This window comes from Paractinoplanes toevensis (assembly GCF_018332695.1).
GTDB lineage: Bacteria > Actinomycetota > Actinomycetes > Mycobacteriales > Micromonosporaceae > Actinoplanes > Actinoplanes toevensis.
Genome location: NZ_BOQN01000176.1, coordinates 1 through 24,566, shown reverse-complemented (window position 1 = coordinate 24,566; position 24,566 = coordinate 1). Strand labels below are relative to the sequence as shown.

The 24,566-nt window shown below is 70.7% G+C and carries 23 protein-coding genes and 1 pseudogene; 11 read left to right on the top strand and 13 right to left on the bottom strand.

The window, feature by feature from the left end; genetic code table 11:
• Window positions 1-146 precede the first annotated feature (146 nt).
• The 3 genes from Ato02nite_RS49240 to Ato02nite_RS49230 all read right to left on the bottom strand — a co-directional run bounded on the left by Ato02nite_RS49240 (window position 147) and on the right by Ato02nite_RS49230 (window position 2,260).
• A complete protein-coding gene (locus tag Ato02nite_RS49240) occupies window positions 147-332 on the bottom strand; it encodes a hypothetical protein (RefSeq protein ID WP_213013655.1) in 186 nt (61 codons plus the stop codon).
• A 16-nt stretch (window positions 333-348) separates the two neighbouring features.
• Window positions 349-1,104 (bottom strand): G5 domain-containing protein, encoded by a 756-nt coding sequence (locus Ato02nite_RS49235; RefSeq protein ID WP_213013658.1) that lies wholly within the window; start codon window positions 1,102-1,104, stop codon window positions 349-351.
• Window positions 1,105-1,198: 94 nt separating this feature from the next.
• Entirely contained in the window at window positions 1,199-2,260 is a 1,062-nt protein-coding gene (locus Ato02nite_RS49230; RefSeq protein WP_213013654.1) for a pectinesterase family protein, read from the bottom strand.
• Window positions 2,261-2,398: 138 nt separating this feature from the next.
• Between Ato02nite_RS49230 and Ato02nite_RS53180 the strand changes: the two are divergent.
• Window positions 2,399-2,775 (top strand): annotated as a pseudogene (locus tag Ato02nite_RS53180) (DUF2255 family protein).
• A 147-nt stretch (window positions 2,776-2,922) separates the two neighbouring features.
• Here Ato02nite_RS53180 and Ato02nite_RS49220 read toward each other — a convergent pair.
• Window positions 2,923-3,924 (bottom strand): LacI family DNA-binding transcriptional regulator, encoded by a 1,002-nt coding sequence (locus tag Ato02nite_RS49220; protein ID WP_213013653.1) that lies wholly within the window; start codon window positions 3,922-3,924, stop codon window positions 2,923-2,925.
• 108 nt (window positions 3,925-4,032) lie between these two features.
• Between Ato02nite_RS49220 and Ato02nite_RS49215 the strand changes: the two genes are divergently transcribed.
• From Ato02nite_RS49215 to Ato02nite_RS49200, 4 genes are read left to right on the top strand one after another with little or no spacing between them, the layout of a single operon-like run.
• Window positions 4,033-5,184 (top strand): Gfo/Idh/MocA family protein, encoded by a 1,152-nt coding sequence (locus tag Ato02nite_RS49215; protein WP_213013652.1) that lies wholly within the window; start codon window positions 4,033-4,035, stop codon window positions 5,182-5,184.
• A complete protein-coding gene (locus Ato02nite_RS49210; protein WP_213013651.1) occupies window positions 5,181-6,275 on the top strand; it encodes a DUF993 family protein in 1,095 nt (364 codons plus the stop codon). The genes Ato02nite_RS49215 and Ato02nite_RS49210 overlap by 4 nt, the downstream gene beginning before the upstream one ends.
• Window positions 6,272-7,075 carry a sugar phosphate isomerase/epimerase family protein gene (locus tag Ato02nite_RS49205; protein WP_213013650.1) on the top strand — a complete coding sequence of 268 codons (804 nt, stop codon included), beginning with the start codon at window positions 6,272-6,274 and terminating at the stop codon, window positions 7,073-7,075. The genes Ato02nite_RS49210 and Ato02nite_RS49205 overlap by 4 nt, the downstream gene beginning before the upstream one ends.
• A complete protein-coding gene (locus Ato02nite_RS49200; protein ID WP_213013649.1) occupies window positions 7,072-7,866 on the top strand; it encodes a DUF6807 domain-containing protein in 795 nt (264 codons plus the stop codon). Before Ato02nite_RS49205 ends, Ato02nite_RS49200 begins: the two co-directional genes overlap by 4 nt.
• 593 nt (window positions 7,867-8,459) lie before the next feature.
• Here the strand turns inward: Ato02nite_RS49200 and Ato02nite_RS49195 are convergent.
• From Ato02nite_RS49195 to Ato02nite_RS49165, 7 genes are read right to left on the bottom strand one after another with little or no spacing between them, the layout of a single operon-like run.
• A complete protein-coding gene (locus Ato02nite_RS49195) occupies window positions 8,460-8,777 on the bottom strand; it encodes a hypothetical protein (RefSeq protein WP_213013648.1) in 318 nt (105 codons plus the stop codon).
• A gap of 10 nt (window positions 8,778-8,787) precedes the next feature.
• Entirely contained in the window at window positions 8,788-10,035 is a 1,248-nt protein-coding gene (locus Ato02nite_RS49190; RefSeq protein WP_213013647.1) for an MFS transporter, read from the bottom strand.
• Between the two features lie 60 nt (window positions 10,036-10,095).
• Entirely contained in the window at window positions 10,096-11,229 is a 1,134-nt protein-coding gene (locus Ato02nite_RS49185) for a Gfo/Idh/MocA family protein (protein WP_213013646.1), read from the bottom strand.
• Window positions 11,226-12,689: a mannitol dehydrogenase family protein gene (locus tag Ato02nite_RS49180; RefSeq protein ID WP_213013645.1), complete on the bottom strand. Its 1,464-nt coding sequence runs from the start codon at window positions 12,687-12,689 to the stop codon at window positions 11,226-11,228. The genes Ato02nite_RS49185 and Ato02nite_RS49180 overlap by 4 nt, the downstream gene beginning before the upstream one ends.
• Window positions 12,686-13,966: an enolase C-terminal domain-like protein gene (locus tag Ato02nite_RS49175; RefSeq protein WP_213013644.1), complete on the bottom strand. Its 1,281-nt coding sequence runs from the start codon at window positions 13,964-13,966 to the stop codon at window positions 12,686-12,688. The genes Ato02nite_RS49180 and Ato02nite_RS49175 overlap by 4 nt, the downstream gene beginning before the upstream one ends.
• On the bottom strand, window positions 13,963-15,396 hold the full coding sequence (gene uxaC, locus Ato02nite_RS49170; RefSeq protein WP_213013643.1) for a glucuronate isomerase: 1,434 nt from the start codon (window positions 15,394-15,396) through the stop codon (window positions 13,963-13,965). Before uxaC ends, Ato02nite_RS49175 begins: the two co-directional genes overlap by 4 nt.
• A gap of 14 nt (window positions 15,397-15,410) precedes the next feature.
• A complete protein-coding gene (locus Ato02nite_RS49165) occupies window positions 15,411-16,721 on the bottom strand; it encodes a Gfo/Idh/MocA family protein (RefSeq protein WP_213013642.1) in 1,311 nt (436 codons plus the stop codon).
• 242 nt (window positions 16,722-16,963) lie between these two features.
• Between Ato02nite_RS49165 and Ato02nite_RS49160 the strand changes: the two genes are divergently transcribed.
• The 6 genes from Ato02nite_RS49160 to Ato02nite_RS49135 are packed head-to-tail and all read left to right on the top strand — an operon-like array spanning window position 16,964 to window position 22,484.
• Window positions 16,964-17,998 carry a LacI family DNA-binding transcriptional regulator gene (locus tag Ato02nite_RS49160; RefSeq protein ID WP_213013641.1) on the top strand — a complete coding sequence of 345 codons (1,035 nt, stop codon included), beginning with the start codon at window positions 16,964-16,966 and terminating at the stop codon, window positions 17,996-17,998.
• 16 nt (window positions 17,999-18,014) lie between these two features.
• On the top strand, window positions 18,015-19,355 hold the full coding sequence (locus Ato02nite_RS49155; protein ID WP_213013640.1) for an ABC transporter substrate-binding protein: 1,341 nt from the start codon (window positions 18,015-18,017) through the stop codon (window positions 19,353-19,355).
• Between the two features lie 25 nt (window positions 19,356-19,380).
• Window positions 19,381-20,349 (top strand): carbohydrate ABC transporter permease, encoded by a 969-nt coding sequence (locus Ato02nite_RS49150; RefSeq protein ID WP_246608221.1) that lies wholly within the window; start codon window positions 19,381-19,383, stop codon window positions 20,347-20,349.
• Window positions 20,349-21,179 carry a carbohydrate ABC transporter permease gene (locus Ato02nite_RS49145; RefSeq protein WP_213013639.1) on the top strand — a complete coding sequence of 277 codons (831 nt, stop codon included), beginning with the start codon at window positions 20,349-20,351 and terminating at the stop codon, window positions 21,177-21,179. The genes Ato02nite_RS49150 and Ato02nite_RS49145 overlap by 1 nt, the downstream gene beginning before the upstream one ends.
• A 4-nt stretch (window positions 21,180-21,183) precedes the next feature.
• Window positions 21,184-21,768 (top strand): DUF624 domain-containing protein, encoded by a 585-nt coding sequence (locus tag Ato02nite_RS49140; RefSeq protein WP_213013638.1) that lies wholly within the window; start codon window positions 21,184-21,186, stop codon window positions 21,766-21,768.
• 17 nt (window positions 21,769-21,785) lie between these two features.
• The gene (locus Ato02nite_RS49135; RefSeq protein WP_213013637.1) at window positions 21,786-22,484 is read left to right on the top strand and encodes a MerR family transcriptional regulator; all 699 of its coding nucleotides are present in this window, start codon (window positions 21,786-21,788) and stop codon (window positions 22,482-22,484) included.
• Between the two features lie 51 nt (window positions 22,485-22,535).
• On the opposite strand, the gene Ato02nite_RS49130 is transcribed toward Ato02nite_RS49135, so the two are convergent.
• Window positions 22,536-23,540: a sugar phosphate isomerase/epimerase family protein gene (locus tag Ato02nite_RS49130; RefSeq protein WP_213013636.1), complete on the bottom strand. Its 1,005-nt coding sequence runs from the start codon at window positions 23,538-23,540 to the stop codon at window positions 22,536-22,538.
• A 10-nt stretch (window positions 23,541-23,550) separates the two neighbouring features.
• Window positions 23,551-24,566, bottom strand: a 1,016-nt coding sequence (locus tag Ato02nite_RS49125) for a Gfo/Idh/MocA family protein (protein ID WP_213013635.1), incomplete at its 5' end; no start/stop codon positions are given.

Genomic DNA, 24,566 nt, shown 5'->3' with positions numbered 1-24,566 from the left:
CGCCGATGCGCTGGCGGCCCGGCAGCAGGACCCGGGCCACCACGCCGATCAGCGCGCCGAAGATGATTGCCACCACATAGTCCTGTGCCTGCACCGCTGCCTCCCCAACACCGAGTGAGATCGAGTTTCCCGCTGGGCGGGCCCGCTCAAACTCCTCGCCAGGCGTTGCGCAGTGCCCGGGCGAAGCGGGACGGCCGGTTGTTCTGCCAGCCGGAGTCGCGCCACACCAGGGCCGGCAGGTGGCCGTGCTCGAAGACCTCGGCCTCGTCGTCCAGCAGCATGCGCAGGCTGGCCACCGCCGTGCTGATCGGTTCCGGGTCCGGCGTGTCCATGGCTGTCACCCCCCGGTCAGCTGTCGCAGGCGACGCCGTCGCCGTCCCGGTCGAGGTCGTACACGTCGTCGCCGATCACGGTGATCGGACCGTCCACATAGGCCGGGCCGTTGCCGCTGCCGCCCGCGCAGTCGACGTCGCTCGCGACCGGGACACACGGGTCGTAGTTGGGGTCGCAGCCGTCGCCGGCCGTCTTGGTGCCGATCGCGACGACCTTGGTCACCGGTTTCCGGGTGACGACGTCGCTGACCAGCTTGCGGCTCGCCTCCTTACCGCCGGAGACGACGACCCGGTAGGTGAGGGTGCGGACGCCGGGCACGCCTTTCGTCCGTACGCGTGTCTTGCCTTCTTCGAGGTTGTCGTCCTTGACCGTCTTCGTCGAGAAGCCGACCGCCTTCGTGACCTTGACGGTCTTCGTCGTGGTGGCCGCGGTGGTGGCCGCCTCGGTGGTCGGCGGGTCGTCCGGTGTGTCGCCCGGCGTGGCGGACAGCCCGCCCGCCGGCGCGTCGTCCGGTGGGTCGCCGGGTGTGGCGGACAGCCCGCCGGCCAGTGCGTCGCCCGGTGTGGCGGACGGCTCGGCGGCCAGTTGCTCGGTGGCCGGCAGGTCGGTGGCGACCGGCTTCGGCGAGTCGGTCAGCGCGCCGATCGCGGTGAGCCCGCCGCAGCATGGCAGTATCAGGGCCGCGGCTATCAGCCCGACCCGCTGGACCGGCGTGAGCCGCGACCAGAAGCCGCGCTTTTGCGGTGGCATCCAGACCGGTGTCTGATTCATCACCGGGCCAGTGTGGAAGTCCCGGCCGTGGACGAGTACCGGCCGTTCGGCCGAAAGATGCAAAACCCGTATGCCTATTACGGCCGTCGGGTGGTTACCGGCACGATTGCGGGCGCCACCCGTCGGTGCCGCGCAGGAACGCCGCGACCGTGTAGCCGGCCGCCTCGCTCGGGGTGAGCTGCGGCCGGTCGGCGGTCACGACGGCGCCGGGCCCGCGGTTGCGGAATTCGCCGAACCGGGCGTCCCGCCACGGCCACGTCCCGAAGTCGGACCAGGGGGTGGCGCCGATGTGCGACCCGATCCACGACTCCCGGATGATCGTCTGCCCGACCGCGTTCGGGTCGTTGCTGGGATGCCACGGGCGCCCCAGGAAGACGGTTCCGGCCGGCGCGTCGGAGGTGAGCATGCAGCGGTGGAAGAGGAACCCGTACGGATTGTTGATGTCGGTGCTGGGTGCCGTCACGTACCCGTTGGGGCTGGTTCCGCGGTTGAGCGAGTGGATCCGGCAGCCGTCGAGGACGGCGGTGGCCCGCCCGAAGATGAAATCGACGTCGCCCTCGACGTAGCAGTCCCGGAAGTAGGCACGGGCGACCACACCCGCCGCGCTGCTGTTGATGTAGAGCGTGTCCTGGTTGGCCAGGAACCGCACCCGGTCGAACTCGATCCGGTCGGCCCGGGTCAGGATCGCCACGGCCTGCTTGGAGGTGATCTCCGGGTGCGCGGCCTCGTCGAAGAGATTGGCGAAGGTGAGGTTCCGGGCGCGGAACCCGGCCCCGTCGACCGTGACCGAGGCGCTGCCGGAGGTGCCCCAGGTGCCGCTGCCGTCCGGCTTGGGCGTCCCGTTGGCCCGGTCGTCGGCGACCACCACGGAGCTGGGTGTGCCGCCCAGTCCCGCGAGCGTGATGAACGGCTTGGACGACGGCACGATGACCTGCCCGCGGTAGACCCCTGGCTTGATCGCGATGGTCAGCGGCTCGGTGTTGCCGGCCGGCACCGCGTCGACGGCCGCCTGGACGGAGGCGAAGTCACCACTGCCGTCCCGGGCGACGACCGCGAACGGGGGAGTGCCGGCCCGCGCGGGCGACGCCACGGTAGCGGTGAGGACGGCGCCGGCGGCCCCGCCACCGGCAAGTTCGAGAAACCTACGTCGGCGCATCGGAAACTCCTTGGGAAAGGCCTTTCCTGCGCACGCTATGACCATTCATCACCCGCCGTCAATGCCCAACCGTTAACCGGGGGCTGACCAGGGACGCACCCGGGGGCGACCGGCCGCCCGGTGAGGCAGGCTCACCACATGCAGACTTTCGAGGCCCGGGAGATGGTGACGCTGAACGCCGCCCGCTCCCTGCGGCTGACCGCCGGAACCGACCCGGCCCGGGTGGTCGAGCTCGGCATGGTCGTCGTCGGCGGCGAGCTCTACGTCCGAGCGTTCCGAGGCCGCGACTCCGCCTGGTTCCGAGCCGCGCCCACCAGCAGCGCGGCCGGATCACCACCGGCACCCTGACCCGCGACGTGACCTTCAGCCCCGACCCCGGCCCGGCGGAGGCCATCGACGCCGCCTACCGCACCAAATACGGCACGGAAGCCGCGCTGGTAACCAGCTCCCCGGCAAGGGAGGCAACCCTGCGAATCCGCCCGGCCGACACCACTTCACCGGCCGGCACCCATTAGCCGGCCACACCGGCCGGCGCCATGCCGTCGGCGGGGTCGGCCGGCATCCGCCCGGTCGGCAAGATCGGCCGCACCGGCCGCTTCGTCCGGCGCCAAGCCGTCAGCGGGGGTCGGCCGCATCACCGCGTCGGCAGGACCGGCTTCCGGTCAGCGTGGCCAGGTGCTCTGCCGGACCACCAACTCGGCCTCGACGTGTTCCACTCTCGGGCTCTCCACGGCCGCGCCCAGGGCCAGGGCCATCGCCCGCTCGCCCAGTGCGGTGAGCGGTAGCCGCACCGAGGTCAGGGACGGTGTGACGTCGCGGGCGATCGGCATGTCGTCGAAGCCGATCACCGCCACCCGCCGGTCGCCCGACGTGCGCAGTGCCGCCAGGGCGCCGACCGCCATCGAGTCGTTGAGTGCGGCGATCGCGGTGACCTCGGGCTCGTCGGCGAGCACCCGGGCGGCCATCTCCTCGCCGCCGTCGCGGGTGAAGTCGGCATGGTAAATCCGCTTCTTGGGCAGCTTGATGCCATATTTTCTTGCGGCGTTCTGCAGGCCCTTGAGGCGGTCGGCGGTCGTCGTCAGGTAGGACGGGCCGGCTATCACCGCGATCTCGGTGTGGCCCAGCGTGAACAGGTGCTCGCCGGCCAGGAAGCCGCCCTGCTCGTTGTCGGGCAGCACCGCGTCGCCGGTGTGTTCGTGCCGGCCGATCACCGCGATCCGGCCGCCGGTGGCCTCGAAGGCCCGCAGTCGGTCGTCGAGCCGGGCGGCGGTCGCCGGGTCGAGGTAACCCGATCCGGCGATCACGATCGCCGCCACCTGGTGGGCATGGAGCAGGTCGATGTATTCCAGCTCACGGTCCGGCTCGCGGAAGCTGTTGCAGATGATGACCAGGCGCCCGTCCGCGGTCGCGACCCGTTGCAGGCCGCGGGTGATCTCGGCGAAGTAGGGGTCGGACACGTCGTGCACGATCACCCCGACCGCGCTGCGGTGCGATCGGGCCAGCATCTGGGCGTGCGCGTTGGGCACGTATTTGAGCTCGGCCACGGCGGCGAGCACCCGGGTGCGTAACGCGTCCGCTACCGGTTTGGAGCTGCCGTTGATGATCCGGGACGCGGTCGCGGTCGAGACTCCCGCGTGGCGTGCGACATCCGCCAATGTGGCCATGACCGGGGAGGATACCGTCGTCGCTCTTGCTCAGGGGGTGACGCGCCCGTTACGGTCTAGGAAAGCGCTTACCTCAAGCGTTCAGACCATCGTGGGAGGACCTCCAGCATGGGCCGGACGACCATCGGAATCGTGCTCAACGGCGTGACCGGGCGAATGGGGCTGCGTCAGCACCTGCTCCGCTCCGTTCTCGCCATCCGCCAGGACGGCGGCCTGCCGCTACGCGACGGGTCGGTGCTCTGGCCCGAGCCGGTGCTGGTCGGCCGCAGCGAGACCAAGCTGCGCGACATCGCCGAGCGGCACGGCCTCACCGACTGGACCACCGACCTGCCGGCCGCGCTCGCCCGGCCCGACGTGCAGGTCTACTTCGACGCCCAGGTCACCTCGGCCCGGGTCAAGGCACTGCAGATGGCGATCGACGCCGGCAAGCACATCTACACCGAGAAGCCGGTGGCCGAGACACTGGAGCAGGCGATCGACCTGGCCCGGCTGGCCGACGCGGCGGGCGTGAAGCACGGCGTGGTGCAGGACAAGCTGTTCCTGCCGGGACTGCGCAAACTCGCCCGTCTGGTGGAGGGTGGATTTTTCGGCAAGATTCTCTCCGTACGCGGGGAATTCGGTTATTGGGTTTTCGAAGGTGATTGGCAGGCCGCCCAGCGTCCGAGCTGGAACTACCGGGCGGCCGACGGCGGCGGCATTGTGCTGGACATGTTCCCGCACTGGCACTACGTGCTCGAGCAGCTGTTCGGGCCGGTGCGGGCGGTGACCGCGCGGGCGGTTACGCACATCGACCGCCGCTGGGACGAGGAGAGCGCCGCCTACGACGCCACCGCCGACGACGCCGCCTACGGCATCTTCGAGCTGGACGGCGGCATCGTCGCCCAGATCAACTCGTCCTGGGCGGTCCGGGTCAACCGCGACGAGCTGGTCGAGTTCCAGGTCGACGGCACGCACGGCAGCGCCGTGGCCGGCCTGCACCACTGCCGCATCCAGCCGCGGGCCGCCACCCCGAAGCCGGTCTGGGACCCGGACGTGCCCACCACGCAGCGCTTCCGCGAGCAGTGGCAGGAGGTGCCGGACAACGACACCTTCCCCAACGGCTTCCGCGCGCAGTGGGAGCAGTTCCTGCGCTACGTCGCCGCCGACGAGCCCTACGTGGGTGACCTGTGGGCCGGCGCCCGCGGCGTGCAGGTGGCCGAACTCGGCCTGCAGTCGTCCCGTGAGGGCCGCCGCCTCGAGATCCCGGAGCTGGATCGATGATCGACTTCACCGGCCGCGGCGCCGATTTCGCCGCCGACAAGACCAAATTCAACAGCCGCATCGCGTACGCCGCGGCGCCGGTCACCGCCGACCAGCACGCCGAGAACATCCCGGGCGCACCGGCGGCACTCGACTGGGACGCCACGCTGCGTTTCCGGCACCACCTCTGGTCGTACGGTTTCGGCGTCGCCGAGGCGATGGACACCGCCCAGCGCGGAGCGGGCCTCGACTACCCGGCGACCCGGGAGCTGATCCGTCGCAGCGCCGCCGAGGCGACCGGTCCGATCGTGGCCGGGGTGGGCACCGACCAGTTGCCGCCCGGCCCCGCGACGATCGACGACATCCGGAAGGCGTACGCCGAACAGCTGGCCGATGTGCAGGAAGCCGGCGCCCAGCCGGTTTTGATGTGTTCCCGGCATCTCGCGGCGGCCGCCCGCGATGCCGACGACTATCGGCGGGTCTACGGCGAGTTGCTGTCCCAGGCCGACGGCCCGGTGCTGCTGCACTGGCTGGGGGAGGCGTTCGACCCGCTGCTGGCTGGTTACTGGGGCGGCGACGACGTGGTCCGGTCGATCATCAACGATCATGCCGACAAGGTCGACGGCATCAAGATGTCCCTTCTGGACGCCTCCCGCGAGATCGACATGCGCCGGGCGCTGCCGGAGGGCGTCCGCATGTACACGGGGGACGACTTCAACTACCCGAGCCTGATAAAGGGTGATTCGTCGGGCTACTCGCACGCTCTGCTCGGCGTCTTCGCGGTGATCGCCCCACCCGCCGCGGCCGCGCTGCGCGCCCTGGACGCCGGCGACCTCCCGGCCTACGACCGCATCATGGACGCCACGGTGCCGCTCGCCCGGCATCTCTTCGCGGCCCCGACCTACCACTACAAGACCGGCATCGTGTTCCTGAACTGGCTGGCCGGCCACCAGGACCACCTCACCATGGTCGGCGGCGCGCAGGCCGGCCGCTCCCCGAGCCACCTGCTCACCCTCATGCGCCTGGCCGACGAGGCCGGCATCCTGCCCGACGCCGACCTGGCCGCCGCCCGCGCCCAGGCTTGGCTGACCACGGTTGGACTGGACAAATGACACGCTTCTCGCTCAACCAGGCCACCACCAAGCGCTGGCCCATCGACGAGCTGGTCGCCGGTTGCGTGGCGGCCGGCGTCCCCGCGGTGGGCCTGTGGCGCGAGGAGGTCGCCGAATACGGCCTGGACAAGACCGCCGCCCTGGTCCGCGACGCGGGCCTGACGGTGTCCTCGCTGTGCCGCAGCGGCTTCTTCCACGAGGCCGACTGGTACGACAACAACCGCCGCGCCATCGACGAGGCGGCCGCCCTGGGCACCGACACCCTGGTCCTGGTGAGCGGCGGCCTGCCCGGCAAGTCCCGCGACATCGACGGCGCCCGCCGGCACGTCGGCGACGCGATCGGCGCGCTGGTCCCCGACGCCCGGGCAGCCGGCGTGCGCCTGGCGATCGAGGCCCTGCACCCGATGTTCGCCTCGGACCGCTGCGTGGTCTCCACCCTCGGCCAGGCGCTGCAGATCGCCGCTCCGCACCCCGCCGACGCGGTGGGCGTCGTGATCGACACCTACCACCTGTGGTGGGACGACCGGGTCTGGCTGGACATCGAGGAGGCAGGCCGGCAGGGCCGGATCGCCGCCTTCCAGCTGGCCGACTGGATCACGCCGCTGCCCGAGGGCGTCCTGCTGGGCCGCGGCCTGCCCGGCACCGGCTGCGTGGACCTGCGACGATTCGCCACCGCGGTAGCCCGCGCCGGCTACCACGGCTGGGTCGAGGTGGAGGTCTTCCATGAGGACGTCTGGTCCCGCCCCGGCGCCGAGGTCCTGGCCGAGGCGTACGCGGGCTACCGCGCCTACGCGGAATGAGCACCCTCCGCGTGGCCGGCGTCCCGGTCGTCACCTACGTCGAGGACCCCGACCTCGACATCCGCCTGGCCCCGCGCCCCTACCTGCACCCGGTCCGCACCCTCTCCGGCGTGGTGGTCACCGACGCCCTCTGCCAGGACCACCCCTGGCACATGGGCGCCTCGCTGACCATGTCGGACGTGGCCGGCTACAACCTGTGGGGCGGCCGAACCTACGTCCGCGACGAGGGCTACGTCTGGCTCGACGACCACGGCCGCATCAGCTCGATCTCGTCGGCGCCCACCGCCGACGGCTTCACCGAAGAGCTGGAGTGGCGCACCGCCGACGGCGAGGTCCTGCTGCGCGAGCACCGCGAGGTGACGGCCACTGCCGCGCCGCACGGTTGGGAGCTTTCCTTCGCGTACGCCCTGAGCGCCCCGGCCGCGGCCGAAGTCATCCTGGGCAGCCCGGCCACCCACGGCCGCCCCGGAGACGCCGGCTACGGCGGCTTCTTCTGGCGCGCCACCCCCGGCCCGGCGGTGGCGTTCACGGCCACCACCGACACCCCGCACGGCTCCGCCGACCCGTGGCTGGCCCTGGTGGTGGCCGACCGCTACACCCTGGTCTTCCGCGGCCTGGCCGACGAGGACCGCTGGTTCGTCCGAACCGACGATTATGTGGGCGTGTGCGCCGCCCTGGCCTTCACCGACCCCTTGCCGATAAAGCCCGCCGAGCCACTGGTCAGGCACCTGCGCGTCCTGGTAGCCGACGGCGTCCTGACCCGCGACCAGATAGCCGCCACCCTGACCTGACCCCATTGGCCATCCTCACCGCGCCGGCCACCCAGACCTGACCGCATCGGCCTCGCCGGCCGGCTCGCAACCACCGCTGGCCGCGAGCCCGGTCCTGCCCGCCACTCGACCGACGGGTCAGCGGGTTGCTCGCGGAAGACGCGGTCAGAACAGCAGCAGGCCGGCTGAGCCTCTCAGACAGAAGAAGGCCATGGTGGCCGCAACGGCGGAGGCCACGCCGATCGCTGCGGCCTGGGCGCCCAGGCCTGCGGTGGCGCGTGCGTTGCCGCGTTTGCGGCCACCCGGATGCCCGCTCCGAACTCGGCGACCGGCAGCGGATCGCGGCCCGGACCAGGATCGCGGAAACGAGGAGGCCAGGGCCGCCGAAGAATCCGCCGCCGGGGCGCGGGTCGTCCTCCGGGCCGAGGTTGAGTAGGAGGAAGAGATTGCCCAGCGCCAGGGCGATCCACCCGCGGGCGGATGGCGAAGCCCGGCCCCGCTGACCATGGCGAGGGTGGTGGTGGCGGGGTCGTCGGATTCGGCCAGGATGCGGCGATCCTCTCGATTGCCGCGCCGACAGTCGGGAGTGGACGTCACCGCCGATCCCGCGCTGGTCAGAAGGCCGACCCGCCGATCGCCTGTTCGAGTGCGGCCAGCAGGATCACCGTGACCAGGGCCGCGGCCAGGCCGAACAGGGCCGCCTGGCCGCCGAGCGACGCCGACGACCGGGCGTTGCGGGCGCCGACCGCCACCCACAGCCCGGCCACCCCCAGGCAGCCGGGCAGGAAGACGGCGCCCCACAGCAGGCTGCTGAGCACTGTGCCGCGGAGGTCGAGGCCGTCGGTGGCGGCGGCGAAGCCGAGGACGCCGATCACCAACCCGGCCAGGAGCCAGGCGATGGCGATGGTGATGGCGCGCAGTCGGCTCACCATGGCGGGCAGACTACCCCGGGATGTGCGGCGAGGACGCCAACGAATCGATATCGATCGCTGGCCGATGCAGGGTGACCAGGGCCGCGGCCACCACCCCGAAGAGCGTGATGGTCAGGCCGCACAGCAGCAGCGCGTGCTGGGCTCCGAGCAGGCCGACCAGCGGACCGCCGAGGATCGTCCCGGCCGGCACCGACACGACGGTGACGGCGCCGTTGGCGGCCAGCACCGGGGCGCGGTTGCCGGGGGTGGTGCTGCGCTGGAGGAGTGCCATCGCGGTCGGCATGTAGGGCGCCCAGATCGCCCCGCCGACGGCCAGCGCGGCGAGGGACACCGCCACCGGCGCGCCGAGCCCGATCGGCACGAGGGTGAGCCCGAAGCTGATGACCACCCCGATGGTGACCGGCCACAGTGGCAGCCGGCGCAGGTATCCGGTGAGCAGTGCCCCGGCGAGGGCGCCCGCCCCGAACGCGGTGAAGAACCAGCCCAGCAGCGCCGCCGACCCGCCCAGGTCGTCGGCCACGTACAGCGGCAGCGCCACGTAGACCGGGCCGAACAGGAAGAAGAACCCGAAGGTCAGGGCGAGCAACCCGGCCAGCCGCCGGTGTCCCAGGATCACCCGGAGGCCGGCGGTCCGGGAGGCGGTGGCGGGCGGGGGAGCGGCCCGGACGGCGCGGGGCACCGCGAACCGGTAGCTCAGCGCCAGGACGGCGAACGTCGCCGCGTCCGCCGCGATCACCCACACCGGGCCGGTCGCGGCGGTGATGAACCCGGCCAGCGGCGGGCCGCCGATCGCCGCGGCCTCGGCTATCGCCCCGATCAGGGCGTTACCGGCCAGGTGGTGCTCGGCCGGTAGCAGTTCGGCGATCAGCGTGTAACGACCCGCCGACCCCCACGAGTGCAACAGCGACGAGCAGGCCAGCAGGATCACGAACACCAGCGGCGTGAGCGTGCCCAGCGCGTACGCCAAAGGAATTGCCGCCAGGCTGGCGGCGCGCAACGTGGCGTCCCAACCGGCCAGCCGCGCGCCGTCCCGATGGCCGAGCCATCGGCCGAGGACGATCGTGCCGAGCACACTGGGCAGGGTGTAGGCGGCCACCGCGAACGCCACCCAGGTGCCGCGGGTGCCGGGTGTGGCCAGCCGCAGCGCCAGCCAGCTGACCGCCACGATCGCCATGCCGTCGCCGAGGGCGGAGACGGCCAGCCCGGGCAGCAGGCGGCGCAGCACCGGGTTGCTGATCACGGGCCAGTAGGGCGTCATGCGACCACTCGACACCGGACCGGTCCCGAAGATCCAGAGTTGTCTGCTCTGCGCAGAAACCTACGTGACCGGAAGGCGCTGGGTGAAGGGGCGGACCGCCCAGGGAACCCCCATCTCGGACGGCAGGGCGAGGGTCTCGACGACCTTGCGAAGGAGATCGTTGATGCCGGGGATGGTCCGTTTCGATCCCTCGACGACCACCACGCTGTCGTCGAGCAGGTGCGGCTCGGGCACGTCGGGCACGGTGAGCGCTTCCAGGACCGCGGTGAAGTCGGCCGTCACCGGGAGCGGCACGAGCAGCGGTTCCCCACTCGAACGGTGGTCCAGCAGGTTGGTCAGCAGGTCGGTCCGCCCCGGCACGTCCCGCAGCCCGGAGCCCGGCAGCGCGAGTCGATCGGTCGGGTATTCGAGCAGGGCGCTCCCGGCCGTGCCGCGCGCCCCGATCTCGCCGGCGATGAAATCCTCTCCGGCCAGGGTGACCGCGATCATCACCTGCAGCCCGTCGTCGAACGTGATCCGGGCGAACGCGGTGTCCTCGACCTCGATCGGCCGCACCCGGTAGCGTTCGGCGGTCAGCTGCCGCGGCCGCCCGGCGCCGAGCGCCTGCGCGCTCGCGATGGCCTGCATGACGGCGTGCGCGAGCGGATTGACCAGGGCGCCGTCGACCACCGGCCGCCCGCCGACGGCCCGCCGGCCGGCCCACGGCGCCCGCGCGTAGTAGAGGTCGTCGCGCTGCCAGGACGCGGTCGCGGTGATGCCGTTGATCGGCCCGAGGCCGGGCAGGGCGTCCCGGAACCGCTGCCACGCCACCGATCCGAGGGCCTGGAACCCGACCTGGCAGGACCGCCCGGCCGAGTCCAGCGCGGCGGCCAGGGTGCGGTGCGCCGCGAGCGACGCCACCGGCGGTTTCTCCAGCATCAGGTCGCTGCCGGCGGCGATCGCGTCGAGCGCGATCTGCAGGTGGGTGTGCGGCGGGGTGCAAATCACGACCACGTCGGGGGCGCCCTCGGCGAGAAGGTCGCGGTGGTCGGTGAAAATCGGCACCCCGGGGGGTACGGGTGGGTCCGGCTCGAGCGGCCGCAGGTCGACCAGGCCGGTCAGCCGTACGCGGCCGGCCGCCTCCAGGTCGGCGATGCGGCGCCGATGCCACCGGCCGTGCCCGTTCGCGCCGACCAGTGCGATGGTGGGGGTCATCGCACACCGGCCAGGGTCGCTTCCACGCCGTGCTTATCCAATTCGGTCAGCCAGTCCACGAGCAACTGCCGGACGACGTCGTCGCCGGCCAGTTCGGGCGCGAAGATCGTGTCGAGGCCGAGCAGTGCGTCGACGGTGCCGGCCGGGGTGGCCGGGGACGCGGCGAGCCGCTGCCGGATCCGGTCGGCCAGCGGGTCGTCGAGGGGGAGCGGGCGCCCGTCGTCGGTGGTGCCCCGCACGTACCGCATCCACGCGGCCACCGCGAGGGTCGCCCACTGCGGGGTGCCGCCGGCCCGGCGCCGGTCGAGGATGGTGTGCAGGATCCGCTGCGGCAGTTTCTGCGAGCCGTCCATGGCGACCTGCACGGTGCGGTGCCCGATGGCCGGGTTGGCGAAGCGGTGCAGCACCTGTTCGCCGTACTCGATGGTGGTCGTTCCGGGCGGAGGCTGGAAGCTGGGTGCCACGTCCTCGGCGATGAACCGCCGCATGGCGGTGGCCATCCCGGGCACGGCCAGGGCCTGGTAGATGGTCTCGTGGCCGGCCACCGCGCCGAGATAGGCGATCGCCGAGTGCACGCCGTTGAGCGAGCGCAGCTTGAGGTGTTCCCAAGGCCGGGGGTCGCCGGTGAGCACGGCGCCGGCCTGCTCCCAGGCGGGCCGGCCGGCCGGGAAGTCGTCCTCGATGATCCACTGGCTGAAGGGCTCGCCGTGCACGCCGGCCTCGTCGCGGACCCCGAGCTCGGCGGCGGCGATGGCCAGGGTCTCGGCCGTGGTCGCCGGGACGATCCGGTCGACCATGGTGCCGGGGAACGTCACGTTCGCCCGCACCCAGTCGGTCAGGCCGGTCGCGGTCGCGAGATAGTCGATCAGGCCGCGCAGCCGATGGCCGTTGGACGGCAGGTTGTCGCAGCTCACCAGGGCGATCGGCCCGCCGTCAGCCCGGCGGCGGGCGGCCAGGCCGCGAATGAGAAGACCGGGAACGGTACGGGGATCCCGGTCGGTCTCCAGGTCGCCGCGCAGGTCGTCGTCGAGCAGCAGGCGACCGGTGGCCGGATCGAGCCGGTAGGCCTTCTCGGTCACGGTGAGCGTGACGATCTTGATGGCCGGGTCGGCCAGCAGGGCCACCACGGCGGCCGGATCGGCGGCGGCGTGCCGCAGCCCGGCGAGCGCCCCGATCACCCGGGTGGACCGGCCCTCGGCGGCGAGGGTGGTGACGCTGTACAGGCCGTCCTGCGCGCGCAGGTGCTCGATGACCGTGGCCGAGCGGGGTGCGACGCCGATGATGCCCCAGTCGCCGCCGGCCGCGGCCAGCGCGTCCTCGGTGTAGACGGCCTGGTGGGCCCGGAAGAACGCACCGAGTCCGAGGTGGACGATGCCGGCGCCGGCATCGCCCGGGGTGATCCGCGGGCGGCTCGCCGCGGGGATGCGGGGGAGGGTGGCCAGACCCAGCCGGTCGCTCATCGCCACACCGGCCCGTCCGGGAACGAGTACTCCGCGATCGACTCCGCTTTGAGGTCGGAGCTGTAGCCGGGTGCCTCGGGCACCAGGTATCGGCCGTTCCTGGTCCGCACCGGATCGGTGAAGTGTTCGTGCAGGTGGTCGACGTACTCGACCATGCGGCCGTCCAGTGACGTGCCGACCCGCAGGTAGTCGAAGATCGCCAGGTGCTGGACGAGTTCGCAGAGGCCGACGCCGCCGGAGTGCGGGCAGACCGGCACCCCGAACTTGGCCGCGAGGAGCAGTTCGGCGAGGACCTCGGGGACGCCGGCGACCCGGCAGGAGTCGATCTGCATCACCCGGATCGCGTCGGCCTGCAGCAGCTGCTTGAAGATGACCCGGTTGGCCGCGACCTCGCCGGTGGCGACCCGGATCGGCGCGACCGCCTGCTGGATGCGAGCGTGCCCGAGGATGTCGTCAGGGTGTGTCGGCTCCTCGATCCAGTAGGGATCGAATTCGGCCAGCCGGCCCATGTTGTCGATAGCCTCGCCGACCCCCCAGATCTGGTTGGCGTCCATCATCAGCAGTGCGTCCGGGCCGATCTCGTCGCGGATGATCCCGGCCCGCCGGACGTCGTCCTCGATCGGGCCGCCGACCTTCATCTTCATCGCCCGCCAGCCCTCGGCGTACGCCTCGCGGGTCAGCGCCCGGACCTTGTCGTCGGGGTAACCGAGCCAGCCGACGCTGGTCGTGTAGGACGGGAAGCCGTCGCTGCGCAGCTGGGCGAGCCGGTCCTCGAGCCCGACCCGGCCCTTGTCCAGGATGGCGGCCGCGTCCTCCGGGGTGAGCGCGTCGTCGATGTGCCGGAAGTCGATGGTGGCGACCAGGTCGGCGGTGGGCATCTCGGCGAGGAGCTGCCACATCGGCTTGCCCTCGATCTTCGCCCGCAGGTCCCAGACGGCGTTGACGATCGCGCCGGTGGCCATGTGCAGGGCGCCCTTCTCCGGGCCGAGCCACCGCAGTTGCACGTCGGCGGTGAGGCTGCGCAGGGCGGCGACGTCCAAGAGCTCACCGAGCGTCTTGCCCTCGACGTGGTGGGCGAGGGCCCGAACCGCCGCGCAGGTGATCTCGTTGCCCCGGCCGTTGGTGAAGGTGAAGCCGGTGCCGACGTGCGGGCCGTCGGTGAACAGCTCGACGTAGGTGGCCGAGTAGTCGCCCTTGTTGATCGAGTCGGACCCGTCACCGGCGGCGGCCGTCGGGAAGCGTACGTCATGGATCTTGACGCTGTTGATCTTGGTCATTTGCCCGTCCCGTCGAGTTTTGGCCCGTCGAGCTTGAAGATGCGCTTCGGTAGGTGGTAGGCCAGGTCGGCCATGGTCTCGGCGGCCTCGTCCAGCGGCAGCCGGTCCTGCGCGACCAGCGACGCCAGGTAGGCGGCGTCGGAACGGCGGGCCACGTCGTGCCGCACCGGGATCGAGCAGAACGCCCGGGTGTCGTCGACGAACCCGGCCGTGTTGTAGAAGCCGGCCGCGTCGGTGACCGCCTCGCGGAAGCGGCGCATCGCGTCCGGGGTGTCCAGGAACCACCACGGTGCGCCCAGGAAGAGGGCCGGGTAACCACCGGCGAGCGGGGCCAGTTCGCGGCTGAACGTGTATTCGTCGAGCGTGTAGACCACCACCCGCAACTTCGGATCCATGCCGTACGCGTCCAGAAGTGGCCGCAGCGCGTGCACGTAGTCGGTGGCCTGCGGGATGTCGCCGCCCACGTCCAGGCCGTGCTCGGCGTACAGCCGGCGGTTGTGGTTGCGGTTCGCGCCCGGGTGGATCTGCATGACCAGGCCGTCGTCGAGCGACATCCGGGCGAATTCCAGCAGCATGTGCGCCCGGAACGTCTCGGCGTCCTCGGCCGTGGCCGTTCCGTGCAGCCCGCGGTCGTAGAGGGTGGCCGCCTCGGCCGGGCTCAGCGACAGGGTGCGGGCCGTGGGGTGGCCGTGGTCGGTGCAGGTGGTGCCGGCCGCGATGAACGCCTCCCGGCGGCTGCGCAGCGCGTCCAGATATCCCGCGTAGGTGCCGGTGTCCTCCCCGGCGATCTCGCCGAGCGCATCGATCGCGTCGCGCCAGTCCGGGCGCTCCATGTCGACCACGTTGTCCGGCCGGAACGTCGAGATGACCCGCCCGCCCGGGCCGCCCCAGCCGTCGGCGGCCAGCTTCGCGTGCTGGGCGAGGTCGTCGGTGGGCGACTCGGTGGTCGCGAGGACCTCGATGCCGAACCGCTCGAACAGTGCCCGCGGCCGGAAACCCGGTTCGGCCAGCCTGGCGGCGATCGCGTCGTACACCTCGTCGGCGGTCTCCGCGCGCAGCCGCGTCTCCACCCCGAAGACGGTGCGGAACGTCTGTTCCATCCACAGCCGGGACGGGGTGCCGCGGAACAGGTGCCAGTTCTGAGCGAGCAGCCGCCAGATCGTCCGGCCGTCGGACTCGACCGGGCCGCCGTCGCGCCGGGGCACACCCAGCCGCGACGGGGGAATGCCCTGGCTGAGCAGCATCCGGGTGACGTAGTGATCGGGCACGATGAGCAGTCGCGCCGGATCGGGGAAGGGCTCGTCGTCGGCGAGCAGGCGGGGATCGACATGGCCGTGCGGCGAGAGCAACGGCATTTCCCGTACGGCTTCGTAGAGCTCGCGGGCGATGCCGGCCTGGCGCGTGTCGATGGCGAACGTCGGGTCGGACACGGTTACCTCAGATATCAGTTCAGGTCGAGCAGGTCGGCAACGCGCACCGGCTCGGCGGTCTGCAGGGAGCGGTTGGCGGCGAGGCCGGTGAGCAGCGCCAGGGCGCCGTCGCGGGCGGTCGCGGAACGGTTCATCGGGTCGGTCTGCCCACCGAGAAGGACGGCGGTCATCCGGTGGTCGGCCCCGCCGTGCCCCTCGCGGCGGTGCGGTTGCAGCTCGACGGCGTACGGCGGTGCCCAGAACGGCCGGATCGTCAGGGTGACCCCGCCCTGCTCGGGGGCGGCCTCGATGCCGTGCACGGCGGCACCCTTGAGCTCGCCGGCGGCGGCCGGGCTGACGTGGTCGGACTCGACGACCTCGAGCTCGAGCCGGCCCTTGCTGCCGTTGACCATGAGGCGGTAGCCCTCCCACGGCGCGTACGCCGTCAGGTGGTAGGTCATCCGCGCCCCGGTGTCGTAGCGGACCAGCACCGACAGGTCGTCCTCGATCGTGATGCCGGGCGCGAAGACGTTGCGGTCGCGCAGGTAGCCGTCCTCGGACTCGGCGTCGAGGTAGAGCTCGCGCAGCCGGTCGTTGGCGGCCAGGTCGAGGGCGAACGGGTCACCCTGCGCCGCGGGACTGCCGTGCACCCGATCGTAGTCGCGGGCATACCCGTGCCGCCGGCCGTTCTCGCCGTAGAAGAAGAGCCGGCCGGAGGCGTACACCTCCTCGGGCGCCGCACCGAGCCACCAGTTGACCAGGTCGAAGTGGTGGCCGGACTTGTGCACCAGCAGGCCGCCGGAGTTGGCCTTGTCGCGGTGCCAGCGGCGGAAGTAGTCGGCGCCGTGCCGCACGTCGAGCAGCCACTCGAAGTGCACCGAGCCGATCTCGCCGATCTCGCCGCCCGCCAGCAGGGTGCGCACCATCTCGTGCACCGGGTTGTAGCGGTAGTTGAAGGTGACCTGCACCCGTTTGCCGCTGCGCTTCTGCGCGTCGAGGATGCGCCGGGCGCTCTCGGCGTCGACGGTCATCGGCTTCTCGGTGATCACGTCGCAGCCGGCGTCGAGGGCGGTGACCATGTGCCCGGCGTGGGTGCTGTCCATGCTGGTCACGATGACCTCGTCGACGCGCTCGGCGGCGATCAGATCCTTCAGTGCCTCGGCCGGATAGGTGGGGACCGGCGTTTTCAGCCAGCGGTTGTGCGCGTCCATCCGGGCCTGGTTGACGTCGGCCAGCGCCACCAGCGTGGTGGTGCGGGCGTGGTCCTCGGTGATTGCTCGGACGAACATCTCGGCGCGGGCGCCGGCGCCGACCAGGGCGATCCGGCGGCGCTGATCTCGGGACACGTCTCCTCCAGCCGGCTGACTACAAAGGTTTGCAGCGAAGTTAGGCGGATCGATGCACGGCAGTCAATGACCGAGGCGATTATCGTCCGGATTTGCCCGGCTAAGAGCGCCTTTCGGGTGCCCGTCTGCAATCTTTATGCAACACAACGACATTGACAGTTGTGCAACCGCTTGCATTAATTGTGACTGCCAGTGACCACGGCCACATCGTCCACAGTGCTTTGAAAGAGGAGGCCCGCAGCGTGTCCGTCACCATTCGCGACGTCGCTCGGGCGTCCGGTGTGCACATCTCCACCGTGTCGCGCACGTTCTCGGCGCCCCATCTGGTAAACCCGAACACCCGCAGTCGTGTGCTGGCGTGCGCCGAACAGCTGGGCTACCGGCCCAACCGGGCGGCCCGCGCGCTGATCACCGGCCGCACGTACAACATCGGCCTGATCGTGGCCGACATCGCCAACCCGTTCTTCCCCCCGCTCATCAAGGCCGCCGAGAGCCAGGCCCGCAAGCACGACCACCACATCTTCGTCGCCGACACCAACGAGGACCCGGTGCTCGAGGAAGAGGTGGTGCGGGCCCTGGCCAAACAGGTCGACGGCGTCCTGCTGTGCAGCCCGCGCATGAGCAACACGCTGATCGAGCAGCTCAGCCGCGAGGTGCCGCTCGTCGTGGTCAACCGCCAGATCACCGGCATCCCCGCCGTCGTGATGGACGTGGCCCAGGGCGCGCGGCTCGCCATCGAGCACCTCACCGCTCGGGGGCACCGCGACATCGCACTACTGAGTGGGCCGCGGGGTTCGTGGACCAGCCGGGAGATCCGGCGCTCCGCGACCGCCACGGCCCGGGCCGGCCACGCCGAGCTGTCTGTCATCGGGCCCAACCCGCCCACCGAGATCGGCGGCCTCAGCGTCGCCGAGGACGTGTTGCGGGCCGGGGCCACCGCCGTGCTCGCCTACAACGACCTGATGGCGATCGGCCTCATCGAAGGGCTGCTCACCGCGGGGGCTCGCGTCCCCGAGGACGTCAGCGTCATCGGCATCGACGACATCATGCTCAGCCGGCTCACCCGTCCGAAGCTGACCACGGTGGCGACACCCACCGCCGCCGCGGGTCGGGCGGCCGTCGACATGCTTCTCGCGCATGGCGACGACCGCCGCTCCACCGCACACCTTCACCTGCAGACAGAGTTGGTCATTCGCGACTCGACGGGGCCGGGCCCGGGTCCGCACAGCCCTGCGGACCCGGGCGACGTGATCGTCCCCGGAGGTGTCGCTTCCTAAAAAGGAGCCACACGACATGCATCCCATCACGAGGAGCGCCACGCCAGATCAACCTACCCCGGCGCCCCACCGGACCCGCCGTCGCCTGCTCGCCGCCGCCCTGGCACTGCCCCTGATCCTCGGGGCTGCCGCCTGTGGCGACGACTCCAGCGACGGCGGCAGCAGCAGTGACAAGGTCGAGCTCTCCATCTTCTGGTGGGGGGCCGACAAGCGCGCCGAGCTGACCGACAAGGCGCTTGCTCTCTATACGACGAAGCACCCGAACGTGACGTTCAAGAAGACCTGGCAGGCCAACCAGGGCTACTTCGACAAGCTCGCCACGCTCACCGCCGGCGGCAACGCGCCGGACGTCTTCCAGATCGACGACAACTTCATCGCGGAGTACGCGCAGCGCGGCGTAACCCTGGACCTGACGCCGTACACCAGCGACGGCAAGCTCGACGTCACCAAGTTCCCGAAGAGCCTCAAGGAGTACGGCGAGGTCGACGGGAAGCTGGCCGGCGTCGCCATGGGCGAGAACACCCAGGGCCTGGTGTACGACAAGACCCTGCTCGACAAGTTCAAGCTGCCCGCGCCCACCACCGGGATGAGCTGGGAGGACTTCGTCGCGTGGGCGGCGAACGTCTCCAAGGTCGCCAAGGTGCCCGGCACCCAGGACCCGAGCGCCGTCTACCAGGCCCTCTGGGTCTACCTGCGGCAGAACGGCAAGGACCTGTACAAGGACAACAAGATCGCGTTCGACGAGGCCGACATCGCCAAGTGGTTCACGCTGTGGAAGAACGCTCGCGCGGCCGGGGCCACCCCGACGCCGGACGTCATCCACGAGGGCAACGACTCCAGCGTCAGCAAGCAGCTGGTGGTGACCGGCAAGGCGGGCACCTCCTGGGTCTGGGTCAACCAGATGCCCGAACTGAAGAAGAACACGAAGAGCGAGCTCGGCGTCATCGCCTACCCCGGTGACCCGAGTGCCCAGTGGGCGCGCGCCTCGATGTACTTCTCGGTCTTCAGGGGCAGCCCGCACAAGGACGCCGCGGTGGACGTCGTCAACTTCCTGGCCAACGACCCGGAGGCCGGCAAGATCCTCGGCACCGACCGTGGTCTGCCGCCGAACCTCGACGTCCGCAAGGACGTCTCGGCCACGGTCACCGACCCGAGCATGAAGCAGACCATCCAGGTGCAGGACGAGCTCGGCACCAAGTTCGGTCCGACCTCGCCGAGCGTGCCGCCGAAGGGCCACAGCAAGGTGAAGACCGAGCTGGTCCGGATCGCGGAGGAAGTGACCTTCGGTCGATCGACCCCCGAGGCGGGTGCCACGGCATTCGTCACAGCCGCCAAGGCGGCCATCGGGCAGAGCTGAGGAAAATTCAGTGACAATGGCTCAGATGCCGGTCCGTCCGACCGAGCCCGCGCCCCCGGTTCCCGCCGCACATCGGCGGGGCCGGGTGGCCCGCCGCCGGCGCCGTGAGGACATCGCCGGCTACGTCTTTCTCTCTCCGTGGCTGCTCGGCCTGCTGGGTATCACCGCGATCCCGATGCTGATCTCGTTGTACCTCAGCTTCACCGACTACAGCCCACTCATTCCGGTCACCGAGTCCAACTGGATCGGGCTGGACAACTACCGGCGGATGTTCACCGCCGACCCGCAGTACTGGCACGCGGTGCGGGTCACCGTGACGTTCGCACTGATCGCGGTGCCGCTGAAGCTGGCGGCGGCGCTCGGCGTCGCGCTGCTGCTGAACAAGGCCATGCGCGGCATCTCGGCCTTCCGGGGCCTGTTCTACCTGCCGTCGCTGCTCGGCGGCAGTGTGGCGCTGGCCATCGTCTGGCGCAGCATGTTCAACGGCGACGGTGCGTTCAACTCGTTCTTGTCGATCTTCGGGATCGAGGGCAAGGCGTGGGTGAACGACCCGACCTGGGCGCTGCCCACCCTCATGCTGCTGGCCATCTGGCAGTTCGGTGCCCCGATGGTGATCTTCCTGGCCGGTCTGAAACAGGTGCCGATCGAGCTGTATGAGGCCGCGTCGGTGGACGGTGCCAGCGCCTGGCGCAAGTTCGCCCACATCACGCTGCCGATGCTCTCCCCGGTCATCTTCTTCAACCTGGTCCTGGAGACCATTCACGGCTTCCAGGGCTTCACGTCGGCGTTCGTGCTCAGCAACGGCACCGGCGGCCCGGTCGACACCACCCTCATGTACACGCTGCGCCTCTACAACGCGGGCTTCGTGGAGCTGAACATGGGCTACGCGTCCGCGATGGCCTGGGTCTTCCTGCTCGTGGTCGGCACGATCACCGTGGTGCTGTTCAGCACCGGGCGGTTCTGGGTCCACTACTCCGACTCCGAGGAGCGGTGATGCGCTCGAAGGTGCGCCTGCTGGCGCTGATCGTGATCCTGGCGGTCGTGCTCTACCCGTTGGTCTGGATGATCGGCACGTCGTTCAAGTCGCCGGAGGAGATCGCCAGCAACATCGGGCTCTTCCCGACCGATTTCACGCCGGGGAACTTTTCCGAGGGCTGGCACAAGTTCGACTTCGTGTTCGGCCGGTTCTTCCTGAACAGTGCGATGGTCGCGGTCCTGACCGTGGTCGGCAACACGATCTCCTGCCTGCTCGCGGCCTACGCCCTCGGGCGGTTGCGGTTCCGGCTGCGGGGGTTCTGGTTCGCCATCATGATCGGCACGCTGCTGCTGCCCGGGCACGTGCTGATCATCCCGCAGTACATCCTGTTCCGGACCCTCGGCTGGGTGGGTGGCGACTGGCCGTACCTCCCTCTCCTGGTGCCGCACTTCCTGGCCACCGAGGCGTTCTTCGTCTTCCTGATGGTCCAGTTCATGCGGGGCATCCCCCGCGAGCTGGACGAGGCCGCAGTGATCGACGGTGCCTCGCCCTACGGCGTGTTCCGGCACGTGGTGCTGCCACTGAGCCGGCCCGCCCTGGTCACCACGGCGATCTTCTCGTTCATCTGGACGTGGAACGACTTCTTCCGGCAACTGGTGTACCTGTCCGACCTCAAGGACTACACCGCGCCGGTGGCCCTGACCCTGTTCATCGACTCGACCAGCGAGAGCTCGGTCGGCCCGATGTTCGCCATGAGCCTGCTGTCGCTGGTTCCGGTGTTCCTCTTCTTCATCGCGTTCCAGCGACTGCTCGTCGAGGGCATCAACACCAGCGGCCTGAAGGGGTGACCCGATGCCACACTCCGTGCGCCTCGCCGCCGACCTGGCCCTGCTCGGCATCGTCGTGACGCTGCTGTCGCTCCCGCTGTTCACGGCGGGGGCGGCGGTGGCGGCCGGCAGCTACGCGATCGCGCACCAGATCGCGCAGGGCCGCTGGCCGTCCTTCATCGACCTGTGGGTGGTCTTCCGCCGCCGCCTGCTGCCCGGCCTGATCGCCGGTCCGGCGATCGCCGTCGCGATCACCCTGGTCGTGATCGACGTGGCGGCCCTGCGCCGGGGCGCCGTCCCGGGCGGAGGGCCGATCCTCACCGCGGTTCTGGCGGCCTCGGCGTTCGTCGCCGGATACATCGCCCTGGTCGCGGTCCGCGCCGGAGTGGTCGACTCCGGGGGAGCAGCCCGGTCGGCACTCTCGATCTCGCTCTCCCGGCCGGCCGCCCCGCTGGCGGCCGCCGCCGTACTGGCCTTGACGGCGCTCCTCGCCTGGTTCGTGCACCCCGTGCTGGTCCCGGTCCTGGCCGGTTACGCCCTTTTTGCCCTGCACGTGGTGACCTCCCGAATCGCCGGTCATGCATCGGTGATTGACTCTCCGGTGGCCTGAGACCCGAAGCTGGACCGGTGAACGATGACGATCTGCTCAACATCGGGGCGTTCGCCACGGCGACCGGCCTGTCGATTCCCGCGCTTCGCCACTACGACGAGATCGGCCTGCTCAAGCCCGCGCAGGTCGATCCCGGCAGCGGCTATCGCCGCTACTCCCGGGCCCAGATCGACGACGCCCGCCTGGTCTGCGGCCTGCGCGCCGTCGGCGTGCCGATCGACGAGGTGCGCGCCGCGCTCGGCCGGCCCGGCGGCGAGATCCGTTCGGCGCTGGACCTCCATCGGGAGCGGTTGATCGCCCAACTACGCGAGCTGTCGCAGCGGATCGTCGCCGTCGAGGAATTCATCGGGAAGGGAACCGCGATGCCCGCGCCACAGTCCGTCCGACCGGTCCAGATCCGTGTTCCGGTCGGCGATGTCAAGAAGGCGGCAGCCTTCTACACCGCCGCCTTCGATGTCGTCTTCAACGAGGCGATCTCCTCTCTTCAGTTCGGCACCTACCGCTCGGACCGGTTCTTCCTGATCACCCTGGAGGAGGGCGACGTGCATGCTCGGGTCCGGTTCGGCCTGCTCGTGGACGACGTCGGTAAAGCCCACGAGCGTGCTCTGGCGGCCGGCGCCGCCGAGGCCCACCCGCCGACGGATTTCGCCTGGAAACCCCGGACCTCGTGCATAGGCGACCCGGACGGCAACCTCATCGACCTGAGCCAGGCCTGAGCAGGCGTGCTGCACGCTGTGGAATTGTCAAGGAACGGTTGCGGCGGAAGGTCAGACGCCGGCCGTGCGGGCCGCTGAAAGCAGGTTTACGGCGGCCTGCCGTAGGCCCTCGATCTGGTCGAGCTCGGTGTCCTCGTGCTCGATGTTCACCGCCATGTCGGGGTCGACGGCATACAGCGCCCGCAGGAAGGGTGCCCAGAAGTCCTCCAGGCCGTGGCCACGGCCGACCGCGACGAACTGCCACGACGGCCGGGACGGCCACTCGTTGAGGGTGTTGTTGCCGCCGAGGTTGAGCGGGTTGCGGACGGGCGGCACCCGGGTGAAGCGGTCGTCGAGCACGCCGAACAGGCGGACGTTGTCGTCGTTGATCCGGGTGTCCTTGGCGGCGGCGTGGAAGACCAGATCGCCCAGGTGTTCGACGGCCGCCACCGGGTCGATGCCCTGCCAGAACAGGTGGCTCGGGTCCATCTCGGCGCCGATGTGGGTGGCGTTGGTCTGCTCGGCCAGCCGCTGCAGGGTCGGTGGGTTGAAGACCAGGTTGTGCGGGTGCATCTCGATGCAGACCTTGACGTCGGCGTCGGCGGCGCGGGCCTGGATGTCCTTCCAGAACGGGACGGCCACCTCGTTCCACTGGTGATCGAGGACATCGAGCCACTGGCTGTCCCACGGGTTGACCACCCAGTTGGCGGTCGGGCAGCCGGGGTGGCTGCCGGGCAGGCCGGACATGGTGACCACCCGCTTGACGCCGAGCAGGGCCGCCACCTCGATGGTGCGGTGCAGATCGGCCGCGTGACGCGGGCCGACCAGCGGGTCGGGGTTGAGCGGGTTTCCGTTGACGTTGAGGCCGGTCAGGGTGATGCCGGCCTGGGTGAACCGGCCGAGATAGTCCTCGCGGGCGGCCGGGCCGGCCAGGATGTCGTCGATCGGGATGTGCGGCGCGCCGATGAAGCCGCCGGTGTTGATCTCGGCGCTGGTCAGACCCAGCTCGCCGAGGATCTTCAGTGTCTCGTCGAGGGAACGGTCGTGCAGGCAGGCGGTGTAGGCACCGAGTTTCATCTCGGACTCCTCAGAGTTGGACGGGCTTGTCGGTGGCGGAGACGACCGCCTCGAGGACGCGCAGGTTGTGCAGGCCGTGGGCCATGTCGGGGCACGGCGGCAGGGTGACGTCGCCGGCGATCTGGTCGAGGAACGCGCGGGCCTGGTAGACGAAGAAGTCGTTCTGCCCGTGGCCGACGGTGGGGAAGTCCATCGGCAGTCCCTGCGCGATGTAGGGGTGCCAGGGGCCGATGAAGACGGTGCGCGCGCCGTTGACCTCCGCGGCGGGCGCGGCATCGGTGATGGTGAACTCGGCCGGCCGGGTCAGGTCGAACGACGCCGTGCCGTTCTCGCAGAACAGGTCGATCCGCAGCGTGTTGGCGTGCCCGAAGGCGATGCGCGACAGCGAGAACGTGCCGACGGCGCCGTCGCCGTAGGACGTCGTGAACGTGCAGACGTCCTCGTTGTCCACGGCGACCCGCTCGGTGCTCACCCGCACGCCACCGGCGTGGCCCACGGCCACCCCGAGCGGTTTCGGCCGGTCGGTGACCACCGTGGTCATCGTCGTGCCCTGCACGCCGGTGGTCGGGCCGCAGAAGAACTCGGCCAGGTCGGCCATGTGGCTGCCGATGTCGGCGAGCACGCCGCTGCCGGGTCCACCGAGGTAGCGCCAGCTCATCGGGCGCTGCGGGTCGTAGCCGTAGTCGCACCAGTAGTTGCCGACGAAGTGGCGCACCCGCCCCAGCCGGCCCTCGACCTGCTGCTTGATCGCGTTGATCGCGGGGGAGCGACGGAATGTGAAGCCGACCGCGTCGACCTGGCCGGGCGCGGCGGCCGCGGCCTCCACCATGGACTGGGCCTCGGCGACGCTGGGTGCGAGTGGTTTCTCGCAGAGCACGTGCTTGCCGGCGGCCAGGGCGGCCTCGGTGATCTCGCGGTGCAGGCTGTTGGCGACGGCGACACTGACCGCGTCGACGTCGGGCGCCTCGACGACGGCGCGCCAGTCGGTCTCGGCGCGGGCGAAGCCGTAGCGGGCGGCGGCGTCGG